This window comes from Anaerosolibacter carboniphilus, from assembly GCF_014205875.1.
Lineage (GTDB): Bacteria > Bacillota > Clostridia > Peptostreptococcales > Thermotaleaceae > Anaerosolibacter > Anaerosolibacter carboniphilus.
In genome coordinates this window covers 18,649-38,815 of sequence record NZ_JACHEN010000020.1, presented here as the reverse complement: position 1 = coordinate 38,815, position 20,167 = coordinate 18,649, and the positions used below count along the sequence as shown (strand labels likewise).

Genomic DNA, 20,167 nt, shown 5'->3' with positions numbered 1-20,167 from the left:
TTATATTTGGAGGTGAAATGTATGCGAAAGGTCTTTAAATTTAAAATTTTTATTACTGCAATCATTGTAATTATATTTGCAACACCCGTTGTTGCTTTTGGCATTAATAGTGTTGGAAAGATATACAAAATACTTCCCCAGAATGTGATGCTTAATGATCTCTCTATAGGGAAAAAAGACATTCAGGAAGTTCAAGAGATTTTAAATGAGATTGAAAGAGAGATGATGGATAAAAAAATTATTGTTGTGTTTAGCGATGCAGATAAAATCTATCAAAAGGAATACGAATTAAGCATGTTGGGTTACGGAACAAACAAATTAGAAATACTTGATGAAATTAGGTATATTGTTGAAAATGAATTAACGCTGATTGAAAAGATTAAAGCATATAATGAAATCAAGAAACAAGGTAAAGCATATAGGGTTGCGTATACAAAGGATGAAGCCAAGTTTATTGAAGCACTAGACTATTTTGATCAAATAGAATTGGGACAACCCCAAAATGCTCAGTACAAGTACGAGAATGGAAAGATTATCATCATAGGAGGAGCGTCTGGCTACAGTTTGGATAAAGAAGAGCTTTTTGAGATGATAGATCCCTCTTTGATTGAAAAAGAAATTCATGCTGAGATACCATTAAAAGAAATTCCACCAGAAATTTCAAAGAGCCAGTTGGAACAGGGTGGGGTGAAAGAACGGGTGTCTGTTTTCAGCACTACCTTTGACCCAAATAATCGAACAAGAACAAACAATTTGAAAAAAGCGGTAAAGACAATTGATGGAACTGTATTGGTACCGGGACAAGAATTCTCTTTCAATCAGATCGTCGGTAAAAGGACTATCGAAAATGGGTATCAAGAGGCTGGGATCTATGTCAATGGACAAGTGAAAACTGGATTAGGCGGGGGAATCTGTCAAGTATCAACGACCTTGTATAATGCGGCATTACTATTTGATTTAGAAATTCAGGAGAGACATCCTCATAGTCTTACAGTTCCCTATGTACCTTTAAGTCGTGATGCCGCAGTATCTTGGGGATCTAAGGATTTTAGATTTGTAAACAATACACCGCATAACATTTTTATTCACGGTGAAATAAGAGGAAACCAGATCATTTTTGAATTGTTTAGTACAGCGGATAACAAAGAAGTAAAGCTAATATCTCAAACGATTGCTTCAATACCAGCGCCTATAAAAGAAATTGAGGATGAGACAATGGTTATCGGTGAAAGAAAAGTGACAGATCCAGGGCATGTAGGCTATAAGTCAAAGCTCATCAAAGAGGTATATATAGATGGTAGCCTAGCAGGCGTGAAGACGATGAGTACAGATAATTATATGGCTACTTCCAAAATAATTAAAGTAGGCACCAAAGAAAAGCAAATGAATGACTAAATCATTGGAATACACCAGTTGATTGATCGCTGGTGTATTTTATTTAATCTGAAAGTGTAGTTAGCCAATGAAATTACCTATATTTGAAAATCGATATCATTCGTTTCTAAAAAACTACTGACAGCATACCTTTGTGATTTTTTATCGTAGTACATTATGAAAGATATTTATGCGGGGAATTTATTAGGATTTTCAAATGGAAGAAAGGAGAGGCAAAATGACAAAACAATTATATCGATCAAAAAAAAATCGTGTGATCAGTGGAGTATGCGGCGGTATTGCCGAATATTTAGATTTAGATCCAACCCTCATTCGATTGCTGTGGGTTCTTATTACAGTGCCAGGAGGTATCGGATTTATCGCTTATCTAGTCAGTATTATTATTATTCCAGAGAATCCCTACCATTTTGGAATTGCGGACCATGCCGAGGAGCAGACATCTATGTTTGATGGAGAAAACCATTCACAACAGGAGATAAGTCAAAAGAATAGAACCCTGGCAGGTGTCTTACTGATTGTTCTAGGTGTTGTCTTTTTTTCAAAGCAGTTTTTCCATTGGATAGATATAGGAAGATTATGGCCACTGTTGTTAATTGGCGGGGGTATCTATATTATCTATAAGGGAAAGGGAGAGAAATAAGATGAAAAACAAGAATATCGGTGCAGGGGTTATTCTTATCCTACTGGGCATATTCTGGATGATGGAAAACCTAGGTTTTATCACTTGGTCTTTGTGGGATGGAATTAATGATTTGTGGCCTTTAGTTTTTGTGGTAGTCGGCTTAAACTTGATTTTCAAAAAGAATACTTTTTTACCAATGGTGACATGGATATTATTTTTCCTTGTATTGATTGGTTATGGATTCTTCCAAGGGCAAAGGATTGGGCAATTGGAAAATCAAAATGGTCAAAATGTTAGGATTGCCAATGAGCCAGGAACCAAAGTGTCTTGTATAATGCGAAAGATGTAAAAAAAACAAAGTTTATCCATAAATAAGGTATATTTTCTCTTTCACTGGCGTATAATCTACTAATGTTAAAAAACGTGAAGAAATACAGTGAGGGGGAAAAATATGGAAGAAAAACAACTAATGGATGTCATTGAGAGATTTATTAGTCTTTGTGATGATTTGCTAAAGAACGGGTCGATCACTGAGACTCAATATGTAGAGATGACATGCAGAAAAAAAGAATTCTTAAAATCCATAGCATAATATTTTTAATCCACTGTAAAATAGCAGTGGATTTTTTTATAGGTGCTTTTTTATTTGATTTTCTTAAGGAAATATAAGATAGCGAGCAATCAGAAAAAAGAAAAAGATGCTAATGGAGAAGAAAAGCAGGGAAATAGAAATCTGATAAAGAAATATAGAATGATAAATCAGAGAAGCGAACAATAGAAAAATCCAGAATAGGATCAGCATACGCAGCCTTGGGATTATATGTCGGTGATAGAGGAGCTTAGATGCAGCAGTATAAGCTAAATAGAACAAAAGAACAAAACCTGTAACTGCCATTGCTACACCGCCAAAGGCGTGATTTGCTAAGAGGTAGATGAAAAGTCTATTCTTTTTTTCTGTTATGGCAGCAAACCAAGCTAAGTAATCTAATGAAAGGAGGATATGACTATAATAAACACAAAGAATGCCTAGAAGATAAAGGAATAAACTGCGACAGATAGGGTAGCGTTTCACCATATTGTACACTCCTCACTGATGACGATGGATAAAATTTAATCGCTATGGTAAAAAATATGCCTAAATGGCAAGAATAATGAATATAACTATAGCAAACTAGAGAAACATCGTCTAAAGCAGGAGGTAGAGCATCAGGTGAATAATTATAATATTAAAATTGATGAAGGAAAATATAAGTTTGGTTACATAAAGGGCAGTGTAGGTGACTTTTATTGGTATGCACTGGTACATAAGAATGAGATAGAGCACGGAATCAATCCAGTGAATTTGCAAACAGGCAATGGCAGGATATCCAGATTATGTGTTTATAAAGAGTTTGCAGAGCAGAAGGAAAATCGATACCTGTCACCGTCCAGTGTAAAGCGATACATCTATGCGAACTACAAAAGAGAGTGGGATGTATTAAACAGCAATTATGTGGAGATGGTGAAGCAATTGGTAGATTACTTGGATCGAAGATATTCTCTTCGTCTGTTAAGAGGAGGTTCAAAGGATGAATGATGAGCAAATAAAAAAAGGGCTGCGGAAAATAGTAAATCCTGTGGGATTGGTTGTTGCCAAAACGGATGATAAAAAAGATGTAACCACAGTTGCTTGGATATCAAAGGTCTCTAATGATCCGCCATTGATTGTGGTTAGTATTGCTCCGGAAAGGTACATACATCCGTTGATTGAAGAAGCAGGAGAATTTGTACTTGCATTGCTCTCGGAAGAGCAAGAAGCTTTAGCATTGTCCTGCGGTACTAAAACAGCATATCATATCGATAAGTTCGATGATGTTGGTATTGAAACGCAAGAAACCCAATTTGTGAAGGGATTTCATATTAAAGGAGCAATCGCTAACCTAGAATGTCGTGTAAAGGATGCCGTTGTTGCAGGGGATCATACCCTCTTTGTTGCTGAAGTGTTGGCCGCCAATTATGATGAGTCAAAAAGACCCTTGATCATGACGAATAAGATGGGAACCATCTGCTATTAAAACAAGTCATAGGACCTATGGCTTGTTTTTTTATGGGCATGCAGACTCATTTGCCATGAATTGACAGGAGGGAAAAGGAATTCGCCGCATTATGTAGAAATGTGAAATGATCATGTGAGAAATATGTCAAAAAGGAGGGTTGTAAATGGGATAGTTTTGTTTATTGCTGTGGTGAATGTATTACTCTATTTTTCTTATGATAAAATTTTTTACAGAATGGGAATTAGCAAAAGATTGTTTATGAATAGTACATTGCTTGGTACTACTACGGGATTCACGTTTCCCTTTCTCGCAATCTATTATAATTTCAAAAATGTTGCAATTCTATATACTGTAGTAATCATTACCGCTGTATTCATGCTGAACAACAGATATGCTGCATTGGTTCCTGAAGGAATGAACTATTTGGCTTCGAAACCATCCTTGCTTCATGAGCATATGATGTTGGCTTCTCCGATGGAGCATCTAGCTGAGGCTCAATATGTATCCGCCATAGAGCTACCAGAGTCTCTAGAAGAAGTTTTAGAAATTGCTCAAGGGCAGGATGAAGATTTGGGGTTACTTGGAGAATACTTCGATTCCCTTTATATGGAAGAGATCCGTCTGGAAAAAGATAACAGTATTTCTGACGTAGAAAAAACAAAGCCCTTGGAGGTTGTGGATCCATACCAACAAGCCCTTGTATATAGAGAAGAAGGAAATTACATAAAGGCATTGGAAGGATTTATGACATCTCTGAAGGGAGCCACCACATTAGATGAAGAATTTACTAGTTGTATAAATATAGCGGCAATTTATAAAGAAATAGGCCAATCGAGGCAGGCAGAGAATGTTTTGTACTGCTTTGTACAGCAGCATAGAGATGCCTTACAGAGCCAGCGAATGGAAGAAATTGCGCACATTTTGAAAAGCTAGGATATAAGGGGGAAAACGAAGTGAAAAGCTTGAAGGAAATTATCCATTTGCCCATCATCAGTGTATTTGAAGGTAAAGAGATTGGAAAGATCAAAGATATAGTGATTGAGCCAAAGGATGGCAGATTAGAATATTTTCTAGTAGATGATCAATCCATGTTTAATGTTAAAGTGGTTCCTATGAGTAAAATCATGGGAATCGGTGATGAGGCATTGATGATTGAGACTTCTGATTTGGTAGTAGATGCCCAAAAGGAATCAAAAGTGGTTGAACTTTTAAACAAGAATGTTTCCGTGGTAAATTCTAAGATTTTTACTAAAAAAGGCAAGAACCTAGGATTGATCACAGAAATTTTCATTGATGATGAAAGCGGAAAAATACTGGGTTGTGAAATTGGCAAAGATGGTGACGCGAAATTTGTTTCATCGGAATCTATTATCACCTTTGGAAAGGAAGTTACCATCGTAGAGCACGATGTCCATGACAAATTGATGGCTTCCATTGAAGAAGTTTTAAATGATAGAAAGGTATTGGAAACTATAGACGAGCCAGGAGCTGAAGACACCGCTGAAGCCATTGCGAGAAAGCAGAAAGAGTATTTACTAGGCAGAGAATTAGTAAAGACAATTCTTGATGGAGAAGTTCTCATTGCTTATGAAGGGCAGATCGTTACAGAAGAAGTGATAAAGACTGCTGAAGAGGCAGGAAAATTCATGGAGCTTACTTTAAGTGTAAAATAATGAAAAACTAAAACTATCCCTATGTGGATAGTTTTAGTTTTTTATCAAGCTTTGAATTAAATTTTCAACAAAATTGAATGATGGAATAAAGGAATTTTGGGCACAATAGTAAAATGTAGTGTATAATAATAATATAGGTAAATTATGTCAGTATGGCAAGAAAAGGGGTGACGGATGAATATTGCGAATTTATTAACCTTTGTTCGTTTCTTATTAATCCCTGTCTTTGTTTATGTATTGTATGGTGATGGACAAGGAAGCATAATGGCAGCCACCTCAATCTTTTTGTTTGCAGGCTTTACGGATATTCTGGATGGGTATGTTGCACGAAAATACAATATGATTACGAAGTGGGGACAAGCGATGGATCCCTTGGCTGACAAGCTTATGCAGTTAACGGTATTGTTTTGCTTTACGGATAAAGGTATTCTTCCCCTTTGGGTTATTGTTGTGATTGGTATCAAAGAATTATTCATGATCCTTGGTGCACTGATACTCTATTATTATAAAGACAAAGTGGTTATTCAGGCTAATCACTACGGAAAATTTGCCACGGTGATGATGTATGTGGCTATCTTAGCTGTGGTACTTCATTTACCTTTTGCTATCTATATTATGGTTTTAGCAGTTTGTTTTACCTTATTGGCTTTTCATAATTATGTGTCCGGCTTTAAACAGATCCATAAGAATATAGATGCGTAATTGGGAAATACAATAAAGTGTCTTGACTTTTGGTATACATCATATATAATAATGGACAATAAGAATTTTATCAAAAACATTGATGAAGAGGAGTAGATTAGGTACTGCCTTTAGAGAGAGGAATTTATGAGCTGAAAGATTCCTTAGGCAAGTGTAATCGAAGGTAGCTTCTGAGTTGCTGAACTGAGAAACGCTGGTATTAGGTTCGGCCGGGTAATCCCGTTATAGATCATCGAAGTGCCAGAAGTTATTCTGGAATTAAGGTGGTACCGCGAGTAACCCTTCGTCCTTAAATTAAGGATTGAAGGGTTTTTATTTTGTTCTGTTGAGGTGAAAGATGTGTTTATTGTAGGATTGTTGTTACTAATGGTTGGTGCATGCTTGGTATATGGCACAGCATCTATAACAAGATTTATCCCTGTTAGGGGGAAGAATCAAGCATTACAAATCAAAATGATCGGCCTCACTTGTGCTGTGATAGGAGTAATCATTATTTTTAAGAGTGAAATTCCAAGATATTTGGAGTGGATAAGAATATTATAAATTGACGAAGGGAGAGTTTTTATGGAAATTAAAAATTTGGATAAAACCTATAATCCTCAAGATTTTGAAAAAAGAATTTACGATGAATGGATGGAGAAAGGATATTTTAAAGCGGAGGTAAATGAAAATAAAAAGCCCTTTACCATTGTATTGCCGCCACCGAATATTACAGGTCAGCTCCACATGGGTCATGCACTGGATCATAGCCTACAGGATATTTTGATTCGTTGGAAAAGAATGCAGGGATATGAAGCTTTATGGTTGCCGGGCACAGATCATGCCAGTATTGCTACAGAGGTAAAGGTAGTTGAGAAGATTCAAGAGGAGGAAGGGCTTAGTAAGCAAGATTTAGGTAGAGAAGAATTTTTAAAGCGTGCCTGGGCATGGAAAGAAGAGTACGGTGGCAGAATCGTCGATCAAATGAAGAAGCTTGGAAACTCCTGCGATTGGTCTCGTGAAAGATTTACGATGGATGAGGGCTGCAGCAAAGCTGTGACAGAAGTATTCATCAAGCTTTATGAAAAGGGATATATCTACAGGGGAAATCGCCTGATTAACTGGTGTCCTGACTGTATGACCTCCCTATCCGATGCAGAGGTAGAGCATGAGGAGAAACAAGGATATTTTTGGCATATTAAATATCCAGTAAAAGATTCTGATGAATATATTGAAATTGCAACGACAAGACCTGAGACAATGTTGGGAGATACAGCGGTTGCTGTCCACCCAGAGGATGAAAGATATCGTCATTTGATTGGAAAGACACTCATATTACCGATTGTAAATCGAGAAATACCTGTGATCGCTGATGAATATGTTGATAAGGAATTTGGTACAGGTGCCGTAAAGATCACCCCAGCCCATGATCCAAATGACTTCGAAGTAGGTTTGAGACATAACTTACCTCAAATAACAGTAATGCATGGAAATGCTACGATGAATGAACATGCTGGCAAGTATGAAGGAATGGATCGTTATGCATGCAGAAAGGCCCTAGTACAGGATCTAGAAGCCCAAGGCTTTTTAATGCAAGTGAAAGAGCATCAACATAATGTAGGCATTTGCTACCGTTGCGATACCGTCGTAGAGCCAAGACTATCGGATCAGTGGTTTGTAAAGATGGAGGAATTGGCAAAGCCTGCCATTGAGGTGATTCACAATGGAAAATTAAAATTTGTTCCAGATCGCTTTAGTAAGATTTATCTTCATTGGCTTGAAAATATCAAAGATTGGTGTATTTCTCGACAGCTATGGTGGGGGCACAGAATCCCTGCATATTATTGTCAAGATTGTGGAGAATTCATTGTATCAAGAGAATTGCCTCAAGAATGTCATAAATGCCATAGCAAGGCGTTTCAGCAGGACGAGGATGTATTGGACACTTGGTTCAGTTCTGCCTTATGGCCTTTTTCAACATTAGGATGGCCAGAACAGACACCAGAGTTAAAATATTTCTATCCTACAGATGTATTGGTAACAGGATATGATATTATCTTTTTCTGGGTTGTAAGAATGGTATTCTCTGGTTTGGAACAAATGGAGGATATTCCTTTCAAATATGTTTTTGTTCATGGTCTTGTGAGAGATGGCCAAGGAAGAAAGATGAGTAAATCATTGGGCAATGGTATTGATCCATTGGATATTATCGATCAATATGGTGCCGATGCTTTACGATTCACCTTGGCTACAGGAAATTCCCCGGGAAATGATATGCGTTTCTACATGGAAAGGGTGGAGGCCAGCAGAAATTTTGCAAATAAGCTATGGAATGCAACGCGATTTGTATTGATGAACTTAAATGAAGAAGGACTCAGCATGGTAGAAAGTAAGCCATACTTGACCTTAGCGGATCAATGGATTTTATCTAGAATGAATACAGTATCGAAGGAAATAACAGAGAATCTTGATAAGTTTGAGCTGGGAATGGCTGTTCAGAAGGTTTACGACTTTATTTGGAGTGAATACTGTGATTGGTATATTGAACTAGTAAAGCCAAGACTTTATGGTCAGGAGGCGAATACGAGGCGAGCGGCTCTATATACGCTAACTTATGTCTTGGAGAATATATTAAAGCTATTGCATCCCTTCATGCCATTCATCACGGAGGAAATATGGCAGCACCTTCCTACCACAACGGAAAAGAGCGTCATGATTGCAGAATGGCCTCAATACAGAGAAGAACTAAACTATCCTGGCGAAGTACAAAGCATGGAGATTATCATGGAGGCTATCCGAAGCATTAGAAATATCCGTTCCGAGATGAATGTCATTCCTTCCAGAAAGGCAAGGGTGATTGCGGTAGCAACAGGCGAAGCTTTTGAGGCCTTATCCCAAGGAAAAGAGCATTTTGTCACCTTAGCCAGTGCATCTGAAGTTGTGATTCTGAAGGAAAAGAAGGATATTCCAGAAGACGCCATGTCAGCTGTAACTAAGGGGGCAGAAATATTCTTACCGTTAGATGATCTGGTAGACTTTGAAAAAGAAATTGAAAGATTAGAAAAAGAGAAGTCAAAACTTGAAGGAGAATTGAAGCGGGTGAGTGGAAAGTTATCGAATCAAGGCTTCTTGGCGAAGGCGCCTAAAGAGGTGATCCAAGAGGAAACAGAAAAGCAAAATAGTTATCAAAGCATGATGGAAAAGGTATTGGAGAGATTAGAACAGCTTAAGAAAAAAATGAAGTAAAAATAGCCGGGCCCGGAACCCGGCTGTTCTAAATAGTAAAAATCGGGGGGACGCAGGATGAATTATGAACAAGCATTGGATTATATCCATGGCACCTATAAGTTTGGAAGTAAACTGGGGTTGGGCAATATAAATTACCTTCTTCACCTCATGGAAAATCCCCATAAAGGGCTAAAAGTGATCCATGTGGCAGGTACCAATGGCAAGGGGTCCACATGTGCTTACATTAGCAGCGTACTGATAGAACAAGGCTACAGGGTAGGTTTATATACATCGCCCTATCTTGAGGAATTTACGGAGCGGATTCGCGTCAACGGCGTAAATATCCCCAAAGAGGAGTTGGCAGAAATTACGGCCTATACCAAGGAAAAGGTTGAATTGATGTTATCCCATGGAAAGAATCATCCCACGGAATTTGAAGTAGTTACAGCCATTGGCTTTGAATACTTTAAACGAAAGAAGGTGGATTATCTAGTTCTAGAAGTGGGTTTAGGCGGTAGAGGAGATTCTACGAATGTCATTGATGATCCTTTGGTTTCTGTCATTACTCCTATTGACTATGATCATGTAGATTACTTGGGGGATACCTTGGGAAAAATTGCATTTGAAAAGGCAGGTATTATCAAGAACAATTGTCCTGTGGTGACTTATCCCCAAAAAGAAGAGGCAATGGAGGTTATAGAGGGTGTGTCCAGAGAGCTTAAAGCACCAGTAACTATAGCACCGATTGCTATGGCCGAAATAGTTTCCTATGATGACTCTGGCCAATGCTTTCATGTTTCCTATGGGGAGGAGAGAATAGAAAACATGAAAATTTCTATGCTAGGAGAGCATCAAATCCAAAATGCTACGGTTGCTTTAACTGCCCTATATATTTTAGAATCTGTTCATCAAATTACTATTTCAAAGGAAGCTTTGTATAAGGGATTTATGAACGCAAACTGGCCGGGGAGGCTGGAAGTAATTAGAAGAAGTCCAACGATCATTATAGATGGTGCTCACAATGTTCATGGTATGCAGGCTTTGTCAAGGACAATCAAAACCCTTTATAGTGAAAAAAACATCGTTCTCGTGATAGGGATCCTAGGAGATAAGAATGTAGAGGGGATGTTGAGGGAGATCGTGCCTTTGGCAAAGCGGATTGTATTGACGAAACCTAATAATCCTAGGGCCATGGATTTGGATATGTTGGCTGAAAAGGTAAGTGTCTATGGAAAAACAACCATCAAGGCAGAGCCCATTCCTTCTGCGGTAAATGAGGCGTTGAATTCTTCGTCTATAGATGATGTAATTGTTTTTTGTGGATCTCTTTATATGATTGGAGATGTGCGAAGTCTATTGAAAGAACAAAACAGATAAGAGATAGATCAGCTGCCACCGCCGTATGCAAAGTTTTAAGTAATAACAAACAATCATATTTTCTCCCTTGCAGAATATAATAGCAATAGGAAGTGGGGGAGAAATCATGAAAATACTAGAATTTAGACCTTATAAAAAAATGAAGGATAATGATTTGCTCAATCAAATCCATCATACCTTTGATTATATGCGAACCCAGGATATACACGATGATGAGGCCTTAAAGCGATGTGATCAATTGATTCGGGAAGCTAAACTGAGAAGGTTAAGGTGTTCTAAGGAAAATCTTTATTATAGAATACTATATAAATAAGGTACCAACCTTGGTTGGTACCTTATTTATATTCTATGCAATCTGTTCCTTTAACAGCATTAGTGCTTTTGTCAATTGATCAGGGCAGGATGTATTTTTTCCACTGCATGTAATTCCATGCAATTTCTCAATGGCGTCATCAATGTGCATTCCAGAAATCAGTCTGCTAATACCTTGAAGACTACCGGGACATCCAGCGTAAAATTTCACTTCTTTCAAAATAGATTCCTCTACATGAAATTCAATTTGTTTAGAACAAACACCTGTTGTCTTATAAATATACATATTAAGCCTCCTGTTTCACCTTATATAGTTCATTCAATATATTAATATAACAGGATGGAAAGGTCAATAAAAACAATTCACAACAATAGACTGTGAGCATACTATGATATAAAGCGACGAAAATAGGAGAATGCAACTTTGCTATGGGGTGATGGGATGGTAATGGGCTTTGAAAATATCGTTTTTGTAAGCAATATGGGAGAAGACACCATATCGATTGTAGATTTAAATGATATGAAGGAGCGAAGTAAGATTTATCTCAATCATGGACGTTATTTCAGAACAGTCAAAAAACCGATACTAGGGCCCCACCACATTACCATTGATTACAATAATAAGTATCTGTATACTACAAATTCCCATTCAGGGGGCATTAGTATCATTGATTTAATCCTTAACAGAGTTATTGACGAAATTTGTGTAGGTAGCTGTCCTACCCATATGGAGATTTGTAAAAAAAATAAAAGCCTATATGTATCGAATTCAGATTCCAATTCTGTATCAGTGGTTGACTTAGAGACCAGAGTTTTACACACTCAGATTCCTGTAGGAGGTATGCCTCATGATGTGAAACTGAGTAGAGATGGGCAGAAGCTTTATGTTGCCAACCTAGATACCAACGCTTTAACTGTGATTGATACGGAATCAAACGATATTGAAAGATCTATTCGAGTAAGTTTGAATCCATATCACTTAACCCTCAATGAGAAGGGAAGTCTTCTATACATTGTAAACACAAGTTTTTCCGCCATAGAAGGCGGAAGTATTACCATCTTAGATACCCATTACATGAAGATTGTGGAGCGTATTCGATTAGGCCGAATGCCTATGGAAGCGACCTTGGATGAAGAAGAGAAGCACCTGTTTATCACGGATGCAGACCTCAATGCGGTACACATACTACGAATAGAGGACCGAAAACTGGTGGGAAGGATTAACGTTGGGCGTATGCCCAATAGCATCGTAAAGGATCGTCACAATAAATATATCTTTGTTTCAAACGTTCAAGACAATACACTGACGGTAATAGACATGAAGCAATGGAAGGTACTAAAGCATATTGCAACTGGAATAGAGCCGAATGGTATCCTTTGTATATAAAACCCTTTATTTCTTTTCAAAATAAAGGGTTTTATTATCGGATTAATAGGTTGATGATTTCACCATACAAGCTAGGTGCTTCGTTTTTCCATTTCTCACAAATCTGCTTTGCGTGTTTATTGGTGACTACGCTTAATTTTAGGTCAATAAGGGTAATATCATTTTCTACTACCTTTAGGTCTACAATATATTCGCTGTCTTTTCTTTTTATATATTCTGCTGTTATTTGCATTTCTTTTAAAAGCATTTGTTTTTTTAAATCTACAGACTTTTGGATTGCAGTAATCATATCTGGGGATAGGCGATCTTTAAAAAATTGAAGAGTATTTCTCCCCTTTTCAGTTAAAAGATAAAAATATTGATCGCTGCTGGCACTGTATTCAAGCATATGGGAAGAAACCAACTCACCTAAATATTGCTGAAGAGAAAAATAATTCATGTAGTCCTTTTCCATGACAAATTCAGTAATTTGTGTGTTGGTAAGGGGAATATTAAATTCATGAAGAATATGTAGCAGAATTAGCTTCTGTTCTGCTTGCTGCTGTGTATTGTTGGAAAACATGGGTTCACCTACTTTTGCAAGGATCAAATGTTTTGCTTAATATAATAAATTATAGCATAGAATGATGCTGAAAAGTGTACAAAAAAAAGAAAAGGAGAAAGAATGATTTCTTTCTCCTTTTCTTTTTTATGATTAGAATTGTCGACCTGCTAAGCTTCTTTCAGCAGTTTCAACTAATCTCTTTACCATATATCCGCCAACATAACCGTTTTGTCTGGAAGTTAAATTTCCCTTATCAACTGTAGCGTAATTAGAAAGTCCTAGTTCACCAGCAATCTCTAATTTCATTTGATCTAATGCAGCTCTTGCTTCAGGTACAACGACTCTATTTCTGTTACTGTTTGCCATGAATTATCCCTCCTAAGTTGTCTTATATTGTGTTGGGTTCTACAACATCTTTCAATGTTGTACTATTAATTTAACCAGGAAGGAAATTAAATATGTTAGCATTTTGTGTTAGCGTGCATAATTACTGGAAAAAATGCATATAACTATATATTTCCAAAAAAGTAACTATTAAAATTGAGAAACTCAAGGTAAAATAAATAATGAAATATAATTGAGAAAGTATGGGATATAAATGGACAAAGATATTATCTTAAAAAACAAGATTTTAGAATGGGGTGCATCTAAAGTCGGCTACGGAAATCTAGAGGATGTATTGCCTGAAGAATATAAACACTTAAAAACAGGAATATCCATAGCGATACGGTTGTCCGATGAGGTCATCAGTCAAATTGATTTGACACCAACCCACACTTATTTTCATCATTATCGAAGTGTAAATGCATTTATCGATCAAATTAGTTTAAGGATTACGATGCTGCTACAGGAATGGGGATATTTGGCCATGACCATTGCAGCATCACAATCTGTAAATATGGAGGGCAATTATTATAGAGGTATTTTTCAGCACAGAACGGCAGCTACTCGTGCAGGAATTGGATGGATTGGTAAAAATGGATGTTTGATTACGGAGGAGTATGGCCCAAGGATAAGATTGGGAACGGTGCTAACCAATATGGATGTCCATTATGATACGCCGATCACTGAATCAAGGTGTGGCTTATGTAAAAATTGTGTTCAAGCCTGCCCTGCATTAGCACTACGAGGAAAACTTTGGGAGCCTGGTATGGAGAGGGCAGAGATATTGGATGCTAGGGCATGCAGCACGCATATGCATCAACATTATCAGCATATCGGAAGAGGTTCTGTATGTGGAATTTGCATCAAGAAATGTCCTAAAGGACAAAATGTTTTAAAAAGATAGGGCAGAAATTTCTACCCTATGTTAGCTTGCGGTTCATTTTAACTTTAACGTCTTTTCTTGTGCCATGTTGATGAACACTTTCCAGTTGAGCATGCTGGGATTTTGCTTCCCGATGATAATGTCTTTCTTCAACCTTGAAGGTTCTTCTGCCTAGCTCTGTACGTTCACCTTTTACTGTGGTGTATTGGCTTCTGATGGTAGACAAATGGATACACTTCCTTTCTTGAAGAATAGATAAGGTCATCGCAATACTCATTATTATTGTGACCTGTTGAAACAAAAATATGTTGAGATTCGTCTATAGATAAGATTCAAAAAATGTAAATACAGATAGTTTTAGAGAAGGAAATTATTAGCAAAATGTCTCGCCTAGAAAATAGGACAAGGCTGATATATAATTGACTTATAGACAGAATAAGAGGGGGACAATCTTTTGACTAGGAATAAAAAAATCATTGCACTAGCGGTCGCATCCATGATACTTACTGCTGGATGTAATAGTTTAGCATCTCAAAATTCAGTGCCGGTTACAGAGAATTCTGGAGTTACGATGGAAAAAAACCAAGAAGGAGAAAAAGAAGCAGAAGCAGCACCAGCAGTAAAAAAAGAAATTGATCTGCAAATGGTAAAGCCCAATGAAGCAGGTCAGATCATGGTACTCATGTATCACAATATTTCAGAGCCAGAGGCAGAATGGACAAGGACGCCGGATAATTTAAGAAAAGATTTACAAATATTGTATGATAAGGGATATAGGCCTATTAGTTTGAGAGATTATGTCACAGGAAACATTACCATCGAGGCAGGCTATACACCAGTTGTCTTAACCTTTGATGATGGATGGCAGAATAATTTCAACTTGATCCAAGATAGTAAGGGTGAATGGATTGTTGATTCCAATAGTGCTGTGGGGATTTTAGAGAAATTTCATACAGAGCACCCTGATTTTCCATTGGAGGCAACCTTTTTTGTGAATGATAACATTCCATTTGGTCAGAAGGAACACTTGACGTTTAAGCTGAAATATATCGTAGAAAAAGGTATGGATGTAGGAAATCATACAGTGACCCACGTAGATTTCACAAAGGCTGATCCTGAGAGAATGCAAAAAGAGCTGGCGGGTATCGTGGAAATGATAGGAAAACATCTGCCTGACTATGAAGTAAATACTTTAGCGCTGCCTTTTGGTTCCAGACCAAAGGATAAGAGCTTGTATACCTATTTGGAACAAGGTATCCATGAAGGTACTAGCTATAAGAATATTGCCATTCTGAATGTAGGTTGGGACCCGGACAAATCTCCATATCATAAGGATTTTAATCCCTTGGCAATTCATAGAATCCGTGGAAGCGAATTAGAGAAATATGTACAGAATGTAGGTATGTATAATTGGCTGGAGCAGTTTGATAAGGGGAGTCGAACGCGATTTGTTTCCGATGGAGATCCTGACACGGTAACAGTACCAGAGAATTTTAAAGAAGCTTTGGATTCAGCAAAGATAGGAAATCGTGAAGTAAAAACTTATATATTAGAAAAATAGTTAATAACAAAATAATAAGATAGCCAAATCTGAAGCTATCTTATTATTTTTTGAGAAATCCACACCAGCTGGGAAATGAATGGAATCAATATCAAGGTGTTGAGAACATTAAAGATTGTATGGGCATTGGCAATCTGCCTCATTGGGTTTAAGGGCGTCAGCTGGGAAACAAATTGGGAAAATGAGTCCAAGAATGGATATAAGAGGACTACACCACTGATATTGAAAAGCAAGTGGATAATGGCAGCTCTTTTTCCGTTTTTATCCACGGCAAAAGAGGCCATGATGGTGGTGATACAGGTACCGATATTTTGCCCAAGAAGAATGGGTAGTGCTTGAGCAAGATTGATAAGGCCTTGGAAACTAAGACTTTGAAGTATGGCGACACCAGTACTGCTGCTTTGGATAATGGCTGTTGTGATCAGACCTACCAGTATCCCTTTAAAGCTTTGATCTTCAATGGAAATCATAAGGTTTTGAAAACTAGACATATGTTTCAAGGGGTCCATGGATTGGCTCATGATTTGAATGCCGACAAACAATAAGCAAAATCCAATCATAAATTTTCCCAACTGCTTCATGGCAGGATGAAAATTCAGATAGTAGAATAACACGCCTATAAAAAGCAGGTGGGGAATCACATTATAAAAATTAAAGCTTATGAGCTGGGCTGTAAAGGTAGAACCAATGTTGGCGCCCATAATGACTGCAGTAGCCTGATAAAGGTTCATCACACCACTATTTACTAAGCTTACTACCATGACGGTGGTTCCGCTACTGCTGTGAGTAATGGCGGTAACGACTCCTCCTACGAAAATGCCCATAATGGGATTGGTGGTGAAAATGGAAACCCATTTCTTGAATTGATAATCTGCAGCTCTACTTATTGTTTTAGACATGATGAGAATGGCAACGAAAAAAATGCTTAAACCCGAGATCAGACCCAATAACATTGAAATCAGCATAAGATAGCCCCCTAAATTTATCTCTCATACTATATGTATCGTATGAACGAAGCGCCTATGCGTAATGGAGAAAATAATTTCATGCATATAAAAAAAAAGCTGGAATAAATTTAGTATAGAAACCATAGTTGCCAACAAAGGGGGAATCGGAATGAGAATATTTGTAATAAATAAAAAAATAGTATTGAGCTTTATTGTAGTAGTCTTATTTACAGGCGCATTACTGATCCATTCAGGAGAGTTTGGCAATAAGCTATTAGCAGTGTTTAATCGGGATAAAATTTTGCCGATTTATTGTGTGGATACGGAGGAGAAAAAGATAGCCATCAGTTTTGATGCTGCTTGGGGTGATCAATATACAGATGGTATTTTGGATATCCTTGACAAATACAATGTAAAGACTACCTTTTTTTTGGTTGGTTTCTGGGTTGACAAATACCCCGATGCAGTAAAAAAGATTAGTGAACGGGGCCACGAAGTAGAGAATCACTCAACGACTCATCCTCATATGTCAAAGCTGTCAGAGGATCAAATCGCAACAGAGCTAAATACCACTGGGGATAAAATTGGGAAAATAACCGGTAAAAAGCCTACTTTGTTCAGACCTCCCTTCGGTGACTATAATAATCGTTTAATTGAAACGGCAAAAAACAATGATTACTATACCATTCAATGGGATGTGGATTCCCTAGATTGGAAAGAACTTGGTGCTCAGCCAGTAGTAGATCGGGTTACCAGAAATGTTAAGAAAGGTTCTATTGTATTATTCCATAACAATGCAAAGTATGTTTTGGAGTACCTTCCCCTTGTTATTGAAAGGCTGCAAAAACAGGGATATGAGATTGTGCCTATCTCTCAGTTGATTATGAAAGAAGATTATTATATTGATCATACAGGTATGCAGAAAAAAATGCCCAAATAGGGATAGCATGAATCTGTATCAAGGCGTAACTAAAAAGATGCTATAGAATATAATTTTTTTACATAAAAAATAAACTTTAGAATTGACCATTGCCTAATTTTTATATATCATATTGTATAAACATAAATACATGGAATTGCAGTGAAAGAGAAAAGTAAAAAAGTCATGTTTCACAGAGAGTAGGTCATTGGTGAGAGACTTGCAAACTAGCTTTTTGAAACCCGCTCTGGAGCAGGTGGTGAATAAACCACTCGGATCTCATCCCGTTACGAAGAGAAAAGAAGAATCGATCGTGCACGATTGATTAACTAGGGTGGTACCGCGGGTAACTCTCGTCCCTTTCAGGGATGAGAGTTTTTTATTTGGGGAAATATAGTATAGGTAATTTTCATTTGTCTAATAAACAGATTTTTGTGCTTATAACCTCCATCCATAAATTGCTAGCGTTTGTGTAGGGAGTGATCATAACGAAGGTGAAAATATTACACATTGTAAAGGAGGAAATCTCATGTCTGGAAAAAACGAGCAGTGGGGAAGCCGATGGGGCTTTATTGCAGCATCCATTGGTATGGCCATAGGAACAGGTAACGTTTGGAGATTCCCAAGGGTTGCAGCCGCCAATGGTGGAGGACCATTTATTATCGCCTGGACGATTGCCTTGTTTGTTTGGTCCATTCCACTTTTGATGGGCGAAATGGTTATGGGCAGGAGAACGGGTCTTGGTACCATTGGGGCATTCCGCGATTATGTAGGAAAAAAGTATACATGGATGGGAACCTGGATTGCCGCCGTATGTTTATTAATCATGTTTTATTATTCAGTAATTATGGGTTGGTGTGTAAAATACTTTACGTTAGCGGTTACTGGTGCATTTAATAGTCCTGTAACCACTGAAGTAACAGAAAATATATGGAAAACCTTTACGACTGCACCTTCTCAAACCATATTTTTTCACTTTGTGTCTATGTCAATTGCAGGTTTTATTATCTATAGAGGTGTAACCTCAGGTATTGAAAAAGCCTCTAAAATCATGATACCAACTTTATTTGCACTTATTATTATTATGGCTATAAGAACTTTAACCCTGCCAGGGGCAGCAAAGGGATTAGAATATCTATTTAGTCCAAAATTTCATATGCTAGCCAATCCTAAAATATGGCTTGAGGCGTTTACACAAGCAGCATGGTCTACTGGTGCAGGCTGGGGCTTTATTATCACCTATGCTGTATATACAAAGAAAAGAGAAGATGTGGCAGGAAACTGTATGATCATGGGCTTTAGTGATAATGTAGGTGCCCTCATATGTGGACTTACTGTATTACCAGCTATTTTTGCCCTATCTGGAAGCTCAGAAGCTGCACAGCAAGCATTATCTGCAGGAAATACGGGCATTACATTTATCTATTTGGCACAATTGTTTACAACGATGCCGTTCGGTTCCATATTGGCATCAATATTCTTCCTAGCCATGTCTATTGCTGCCTTAACATCCTTATTACCAATGGTAGAAGTCGGTGTAAGGAATTTTATGGATGCTGGCATGGATAGAAAAAAAGCAACGCTTATCGTAATAGTTGCTGGATTTCTCTTAGGGATACCATCAGCTTACAGTTTGAATTTCAATGATAATCAGGATTGGGTATGGGGTGTAGGATTACTCTTTAGTGGACTCTTTGTATCGATTGCCCTCATGAAGAATGGCTTAGAAAAGATTAGAAATAACGACATCAATACAGAGTGGGCAGACTTTAAAATTAACAAATGGTGGACCATTAGCATATCCTTGTTTCCTGTATTTGTTACTATCATTATTGGTTGGTGGTTATGGCAAGCCATTACATGGTATCCAGATAACTGGTGGAATCCAATGGAAGTATTCAGCGTAGGAACCATTGCAGCGCAATTTGCCATCCTCCTCATAGGAGGATTCCTAACAAACAACTGGCTTGCTAAGAAAATTGGTAAAGGGCGAGATATCATGGCTTCTGAAGAAGACATGGAATAAAGGAGGTAAGGCAATGTCTACAACTTCAATTATCATGATGACAATTACCTTAGGTTTTTATGGTGGCGGCTTTATTTTCTTATTGAATAAAGCGTTTAATTCTAAGAAATAACATATAAAAAACAGCGAGCGAATAACGCTCGCTATTTTTTATGCAGGAAATTGGATGCTGGAGATGTATAGGCAATCCTA

Annotated in this window: 23 protein-coding genes and 2 other annotated features; of the genes, 18 read left to right on the top strand and 5 right to left on the bottom strand. The window is 37.5% G+C overall.

Annotation, left to right across the window (positions count from 1 at the left end; genetic code table 11):
- The first annotated feature begins 21 nt into the window (after positions 1–21).
- From HNQ80_RS15635 to HNQ80_RS15575, 13 genes are all read left to right on the top strand, one after another.
- On the top strand, positions 22–1,395 hold the full coding sequence (locus HNQ80_RS15635) for a VanW family protein (protein ID WP_184311614.1): 1,374 nt from the start codon (positions 22–24) through the stop codon (positions 1,393–1,395).
- 217 nt (positions 1,396–1,612) lie between these two features.
- Positions 1,613–2,035, top strand: a complete 423-nt coding sequence (locus HNQ80_RS15630; RefSeq protein WP_184311613.1) for a PspC domain-containing protein — start codon at positions 1,613–1,615, stop codon at positions 2,033–2,035.
- A 1-nt stretch (position 2,036) separates the two neighbouring features.
- A complete protein-coding gene (locus HNQ80_RS15625; protein WP_184311612.1) occupies positions 2,037–2,366 on the top strand; it encodes a LiaI-LiaF-like domain-containing protein in 330 nt (109 codons plus the stop codon).
- Positions 2,367–2,468: 102 nt separating this feature from the next.
- Positions 2,469–2,609: a hypothetical protein gene (locus HNQ80_RS15620; protein WP_184311611.1), complete on the top strand. Its 141-nt coding sequence runs from the start codon at positions 2,469–2,471 to the stop codon at positions 2,607–2,609.
- 618 nt (positions 2,610–3,227) lie between these two features.
- A complete protein-coding gene (locus HNQ80_RS15615; protein WP_184311610.1) occupies positions 3,228–3,593 on the top strand; it encodes a hypothetical protein in 366 nt (121 codons plus the stop codon).
- Positions 3,586–4,071, top strand: coding sequence for a flavin reductase family protein (locus HNQ80_RS15610; RefSeq protein ID WP_184311609.1), 486 nt, complete (start codon positions 3,586–3,588; stop codon positions 4,069–4,071). Before HNQ80_RS15615 ends, HNQ80_RS15610 begins: the two co-directional genes overlap by 8 nt.
- Positions 4,072–4,242: 171 nt before the next feature.
- Positions 4,243–4,986 carry a hypothetical protein gene (locus tag HNQ80_RS15605; protein WP_207727040.1) on the top strand — a complete coding sequence of 248 codons (744 nt, stop codon included), beginning with the start codon at positions 4,243–4,245 and terminating at the stop codon, positions 4,984–4,986.
- 20 nt (positions 4,987–5,006) lie between these two features.
- Positions 5,007–5,726: a PRC-barrel domain-containing protein gene (locus HNQ80_RS15600; RefSeq protein WP_184311607.1), complete on the top strand. Its 720-nt coding sequence runs from the start codon at positions 5,007–5,009 to the stop codon at positions 5,724–5,726.
- A gap of 174 nt (positions 5,727–5,900) precedes the next feature.
- Positions 5,901–6,428 carry a CDP-diacylglycerol--glycerol-3-phosphate 3-phosphatidyltransferase gene (gene pgsA, locus HNQ80_RS15595; protein WP_184311606.1) on the top strand — a complete coding sequence of 176 codons (528 nt, stop codon included), beginning with the start codon at positions 5,901–5,903 and terminating at the stop codon, positions 6,426–6,428.
- Positions 6,429–6,498: 70 nt separating this feature from the next.
- Positions 6,499–6,722, top strand: a binding site (T-box leader).
- Between the two features lie 36 nt (positions 6,723–6,758).
- The gene (locus tag HNQ80_RS15590; protein WP_207727039.1) at positions 6,759–6,971 is read left to right on the top strand and encodes a hypothetical protein; all 213 of its coding nucleotides are present in this window, start codon (positions 6,759–6,761) and stop codon (positions 6,969–6,971) included.
- A gap of 21 nt (positions 6,972–6,992) precedes the next feature.
- Positions 6,993–9,653 carry a valine--tRNA ligase gene (locus HNQ80_RS15585; protein WP_184311604.1) on the top strand — a complete coding sequence of 887 codons (2,661 nt, stop codon included), beginning with the start codon at positions 6,993–6,995 and terminating at the stop codon, positions 9,651–9,653.
- Positions 9,654–9,710: 57 nt separating this feature from the next.
- Positions 9,711–11,012: a bifunctional folylpolyglutamate synthase/dihydrofolate synthase gene (locus HNQ80_RS15580; protein WP_184311603.1), complete on the top strand. Its 1,302-nt coding sequence runs from the start codon at positions 9,711–9,713 to the stop codon at positions 11,010–11,012.
- 106 nt (positions 11,013–11,118) lie between these two features.
- Positions 11,119–11,325 carry a hypothetical protein gene (locus tag HNQ80_RS15575; RefSeq protein ID WP_184311602.1) on the top strand — a complete coding sequence of 69 codons (207 nt, stop codon included), beginning with the start codon at positions 11,119–11,121 and terminating at the stop codon, positions 11,323–11,325.
- A gap of 33 nt (positions 11,326–11,358) precedes the next feature.
- Here the strand turns inward: HNQ80_RS15575 and HNQ80_RS15570 are convergent, their stop codons facing one another.
- The gene (locus HNQ80_RS15570; protein ID WP_184311601.1) at positions 11,359–11,610 is read right to left on the bottom strand and encodes a TIGR03905 family TSCPD domain-containing protein; all 252 of its coding nucleotides are present in this window, start codon (positions 11,608–11,610) and stop codon (positions 11,359–11,361) included.
- Positions 11,611–11,748: 138 nt separating this feature from the next.
- Here HNQ80_RS15570 and HNQ80_RS15565 point away from each other — a divergent pair, with 138 nt between their 5' ends.
- Positions 11,749–12,711: a YncE family protein gene (locus HNQ80_RS15565; protein WP_184311600.1), complete on the top strand. Its 963-nt coding sequence runs from the start codon at positions 11,749–11,751 to the stop codon at positions 12,709–12,711.
- A gap of 34 nt (positions 12,712–12,745) precedes the next feature.
- On the opposite strand, the gene HNQ80_RS15560 is transcribed toward HNQ80_RS15565, so the two are convergent.
- Both HNQ80_RS15560 and HNQ80_RS15555 read right to left on the bottom strand, forming a co-directional pair.
- Positions 12,746–13,273 carry a DUF4364 family protein gene (locus HNQ80_RS15560; RefSeq protein ID WP_184311599.1) on the bottom strand — a complete coding sequence of 176 codons (528 nt, stop codon included), beginning with the start codon at positions 13,271–13,273 and terminating at the stop codon, positions 12,746–12,748.
- Between the two features lie 132 nt (positions 13,274–13,405).
- Entirely contained in the window at positions 13,406–13,621 is a 216-nt protein-coding gene (locus tag HNQ80_RS15555; RefSeq protein ID WP_184311598.1) for an alpha/beta-type small acid-soluble spore protein, read from the bottom strand.
- 232 nt (positions 13,622–13,853) lie between these two features.
- Between HNQ80_RS15555 and HNQ80_RS15550 the strand changes: the two genes are divergently transcribed.
- Positions 13,854–14,543: a 4Fe-4S double cluster binding domain-containing protein gene (locus tag HNQ80_RS15550; protein WP_184311597.1), complete on the top strand. Its 690-nt coding sequence runs from the start codon at positions 13,854–13,856 to the stop codon at positions 14,541–14,543.
- A 16-nt stretch (positions 14,544–14,559) separates the two neighbouring features.
- Here HNQ80_RS15550 and HNQ80_RS15545 read toward each other — a convergent pair whose 3' ends face one another.
- Entirely contained in the window at positions 14,560–14,799 is a 240-nt protein-coding gene (locus tag HNQ80_RS15545) for a hypothetical protein (protein WP_243183311.1), read from the bottom strand.
- Between the two features lie 177 nt (positions 14,800–14,976).
- On the opposite strand from HNQ80_RS15545, the gene HNQ80_RS15540 reads away from it, so the two are divergent.
- On the top strand, positions 14,977–16,083 hold the full coding sequence (locus HNQ80_RS15540) for a polysaccharide deacetylase family protein (protein ID WP_184311595.1): 1,107 nt from the start codon (positions 14,977–14,979) through the stop codon (positions 16,081–16,083).
- A 35-nt stretch (positions 16,084–16,118) separates the two neighbouring features.
- Here HNQ80_RS15540 and HNQ80_RS15535 read toward each other — a convergent pair whose 3' ends face one another.
- On the bottom strand, positions 16,119–17,048 hold the full coding sequence (locus HNQ80_RS15535) for a Na/Pi cotransporter family protein (protein WP_184311594.1): 930 nt from the start codon (positions 17,046–17,048) through the stop codon (positions 16,119–16,121).
- A gap of 151 nt (positions 17,049–17,199) precedes the next feature.
- Between HNQ80_RS15535 and HNQ80_RS15530 the strand changes: the two genes are divergently transcribed.
- Both HNQ80_RS15530 and HNQ80_RS15525 read left to right on the top strand, forming a co-directional pair.
- Positions 17,200–17,970 (top strand): polysaccharide deacetylase family protein, encoded by a 771-nt coding sequence (locus tag HNQ80_RS15530; protein WP_184311593.1) that lies wholly within the window; start codon positions 17,200–17,202, stop codon positions 17,968–17,970.
- Positions 17,971–18,102: 132 nt separating this feature from the next.
- Positions 18,103–18,313, top strand: a binding site (T-box leader).
- Between the two features lie 165 nt (positions 18,314–18,478).
- The gene (locus HNQ80_RS15525; RefSeq protein ID WP_184311592.1) at positions 18,479–19,975 is read left to right on the top strand and encodes a sodium-dependent transporter; all 1,497 of its coding nucleotides are present in this window, start codon (positions 18,479–18,481) and stop codon (positions 19,973–19,975) included.
- Positions 19,976–20,167: the final 192 nt, after the last annotated feature.

Bases quoted from the DNA above. Each gene is read 5' to 3' on its own strand.
- HNQ80_RS15555 (WP_184311598.1), bottom strand. From the start codon at position 13,621: ATGGCAAACAGTAACAGAAATAGAGTCGTTGTACCTGAAGCAAGAGCT.
- HNQ80_RS15530 (WP_184311593.1), top strand. From the start codon at position 17,200: ATGAGAATATTTGTAATAAATAAAAAAATAGTATTGAGCTTTATTGTA.
- HNQ80_RS15545 (WP_243183311.1), bottom strand. From the start codon at position 14,799: ATGAGTATTGCGATGACCTTATCTATTCTTCAAGAAAGGAAGTGTATC.
- pgsA (WP_184311606.1), top strand. From the start codon at position 5,901: ATGAATATTGCGAATTTATTAACCTTTGTTCGTTTCTTATTAATCCCT.
- HNQ80_RS15580 (WP_184311603.1), top strand. From the start codon at position 9,711: ATGAATTATGAACAAGCATTGGATTATATCCATGGCACCTATAAGTTT.
- HNQ80_RS15560 (WP_184311599.1), bottom strand. From the start codon at position 13,273: ATGTTTTCCAACAATACACAGCAGCAAGCAGAACAGAAGCTAATTCTG.
- HNQ80_RS15570 (WP_184311601.1), bottom strand. From the start codon at position 11,610: ATGTATATTTATAAGACAACAGGTGTTTGTTCTAAACAAATTGAATTT.
- HNQ80_RS15575 (WP_184311602.1), top strand. From the start codon at position 11,119: ATGAAAATACTAGAATTTAGACCTTATAAAAAAATGAAGGATAATGAT.
- HNQ80_RS15610 (WP_184311609.1), top strand. From the start codon at position 3,586: ATGAATGATGAGCAAATAAAAAAAGGGCTGCGGAAAATAGTAAATCCT.
- HNQ80_RS15630 (WP_184311613.1), top strand. From the start codon at position 1,613: ATGACAAAACAATTATATCGATCAAAAAAAAATCGTGTGATCAGTGGA.
- HNQ80_RS15635 (WP_184311614.1), top strand. From the start codon at position 22: ATGCGAAAGGTCTTTAAATTTAAAATTTTTATTACTGCAATCATTGTA.
- HNQ80_RS15525 (WP_184311592.1), top strand. From the start codon at position 18,479: ATGTCTGGAAAAAACGAGCAGTGGGGAAGCCGATGGGGCTTTATTGCA.
- HNQ80_RS15535 (WP_184311594.1), bottom strand. From the start codon at position 17,048: ATGCTGATTTCAATGTTATTGGGTCTGATCTCGGGTTTAAGCATTTTT.
- HNQ80_RS15625 (WP_184311612.1), top strand. From the start codon at position 2,037: ATGAAAAACAAGAATATCGGTGCAGGGGTTATTCTTATCCTACTGGGC.
- HNQ80_RS15620 (WP_184311611.1), top strand. From the start codon at position 2,469: ATGGAAGAAAAACAACTAATGGATGTCATTGAGAGATTTATTAGTCTT.
- HNQ80_RS15585 (WP_184311604.1), top strand. From the start codon at position 6,993: ATGGAAATTAAAAATTTGGATAAAACCTATAATCCTCAAGATTTTGAA.
- HNQ80_RS15550 (WP_184311597.1), top strand. From the start codon at position 13,854: ATGGACAAAGATATTATCTTAAAAAACAAGATTTTAGAATGGGGTGCA.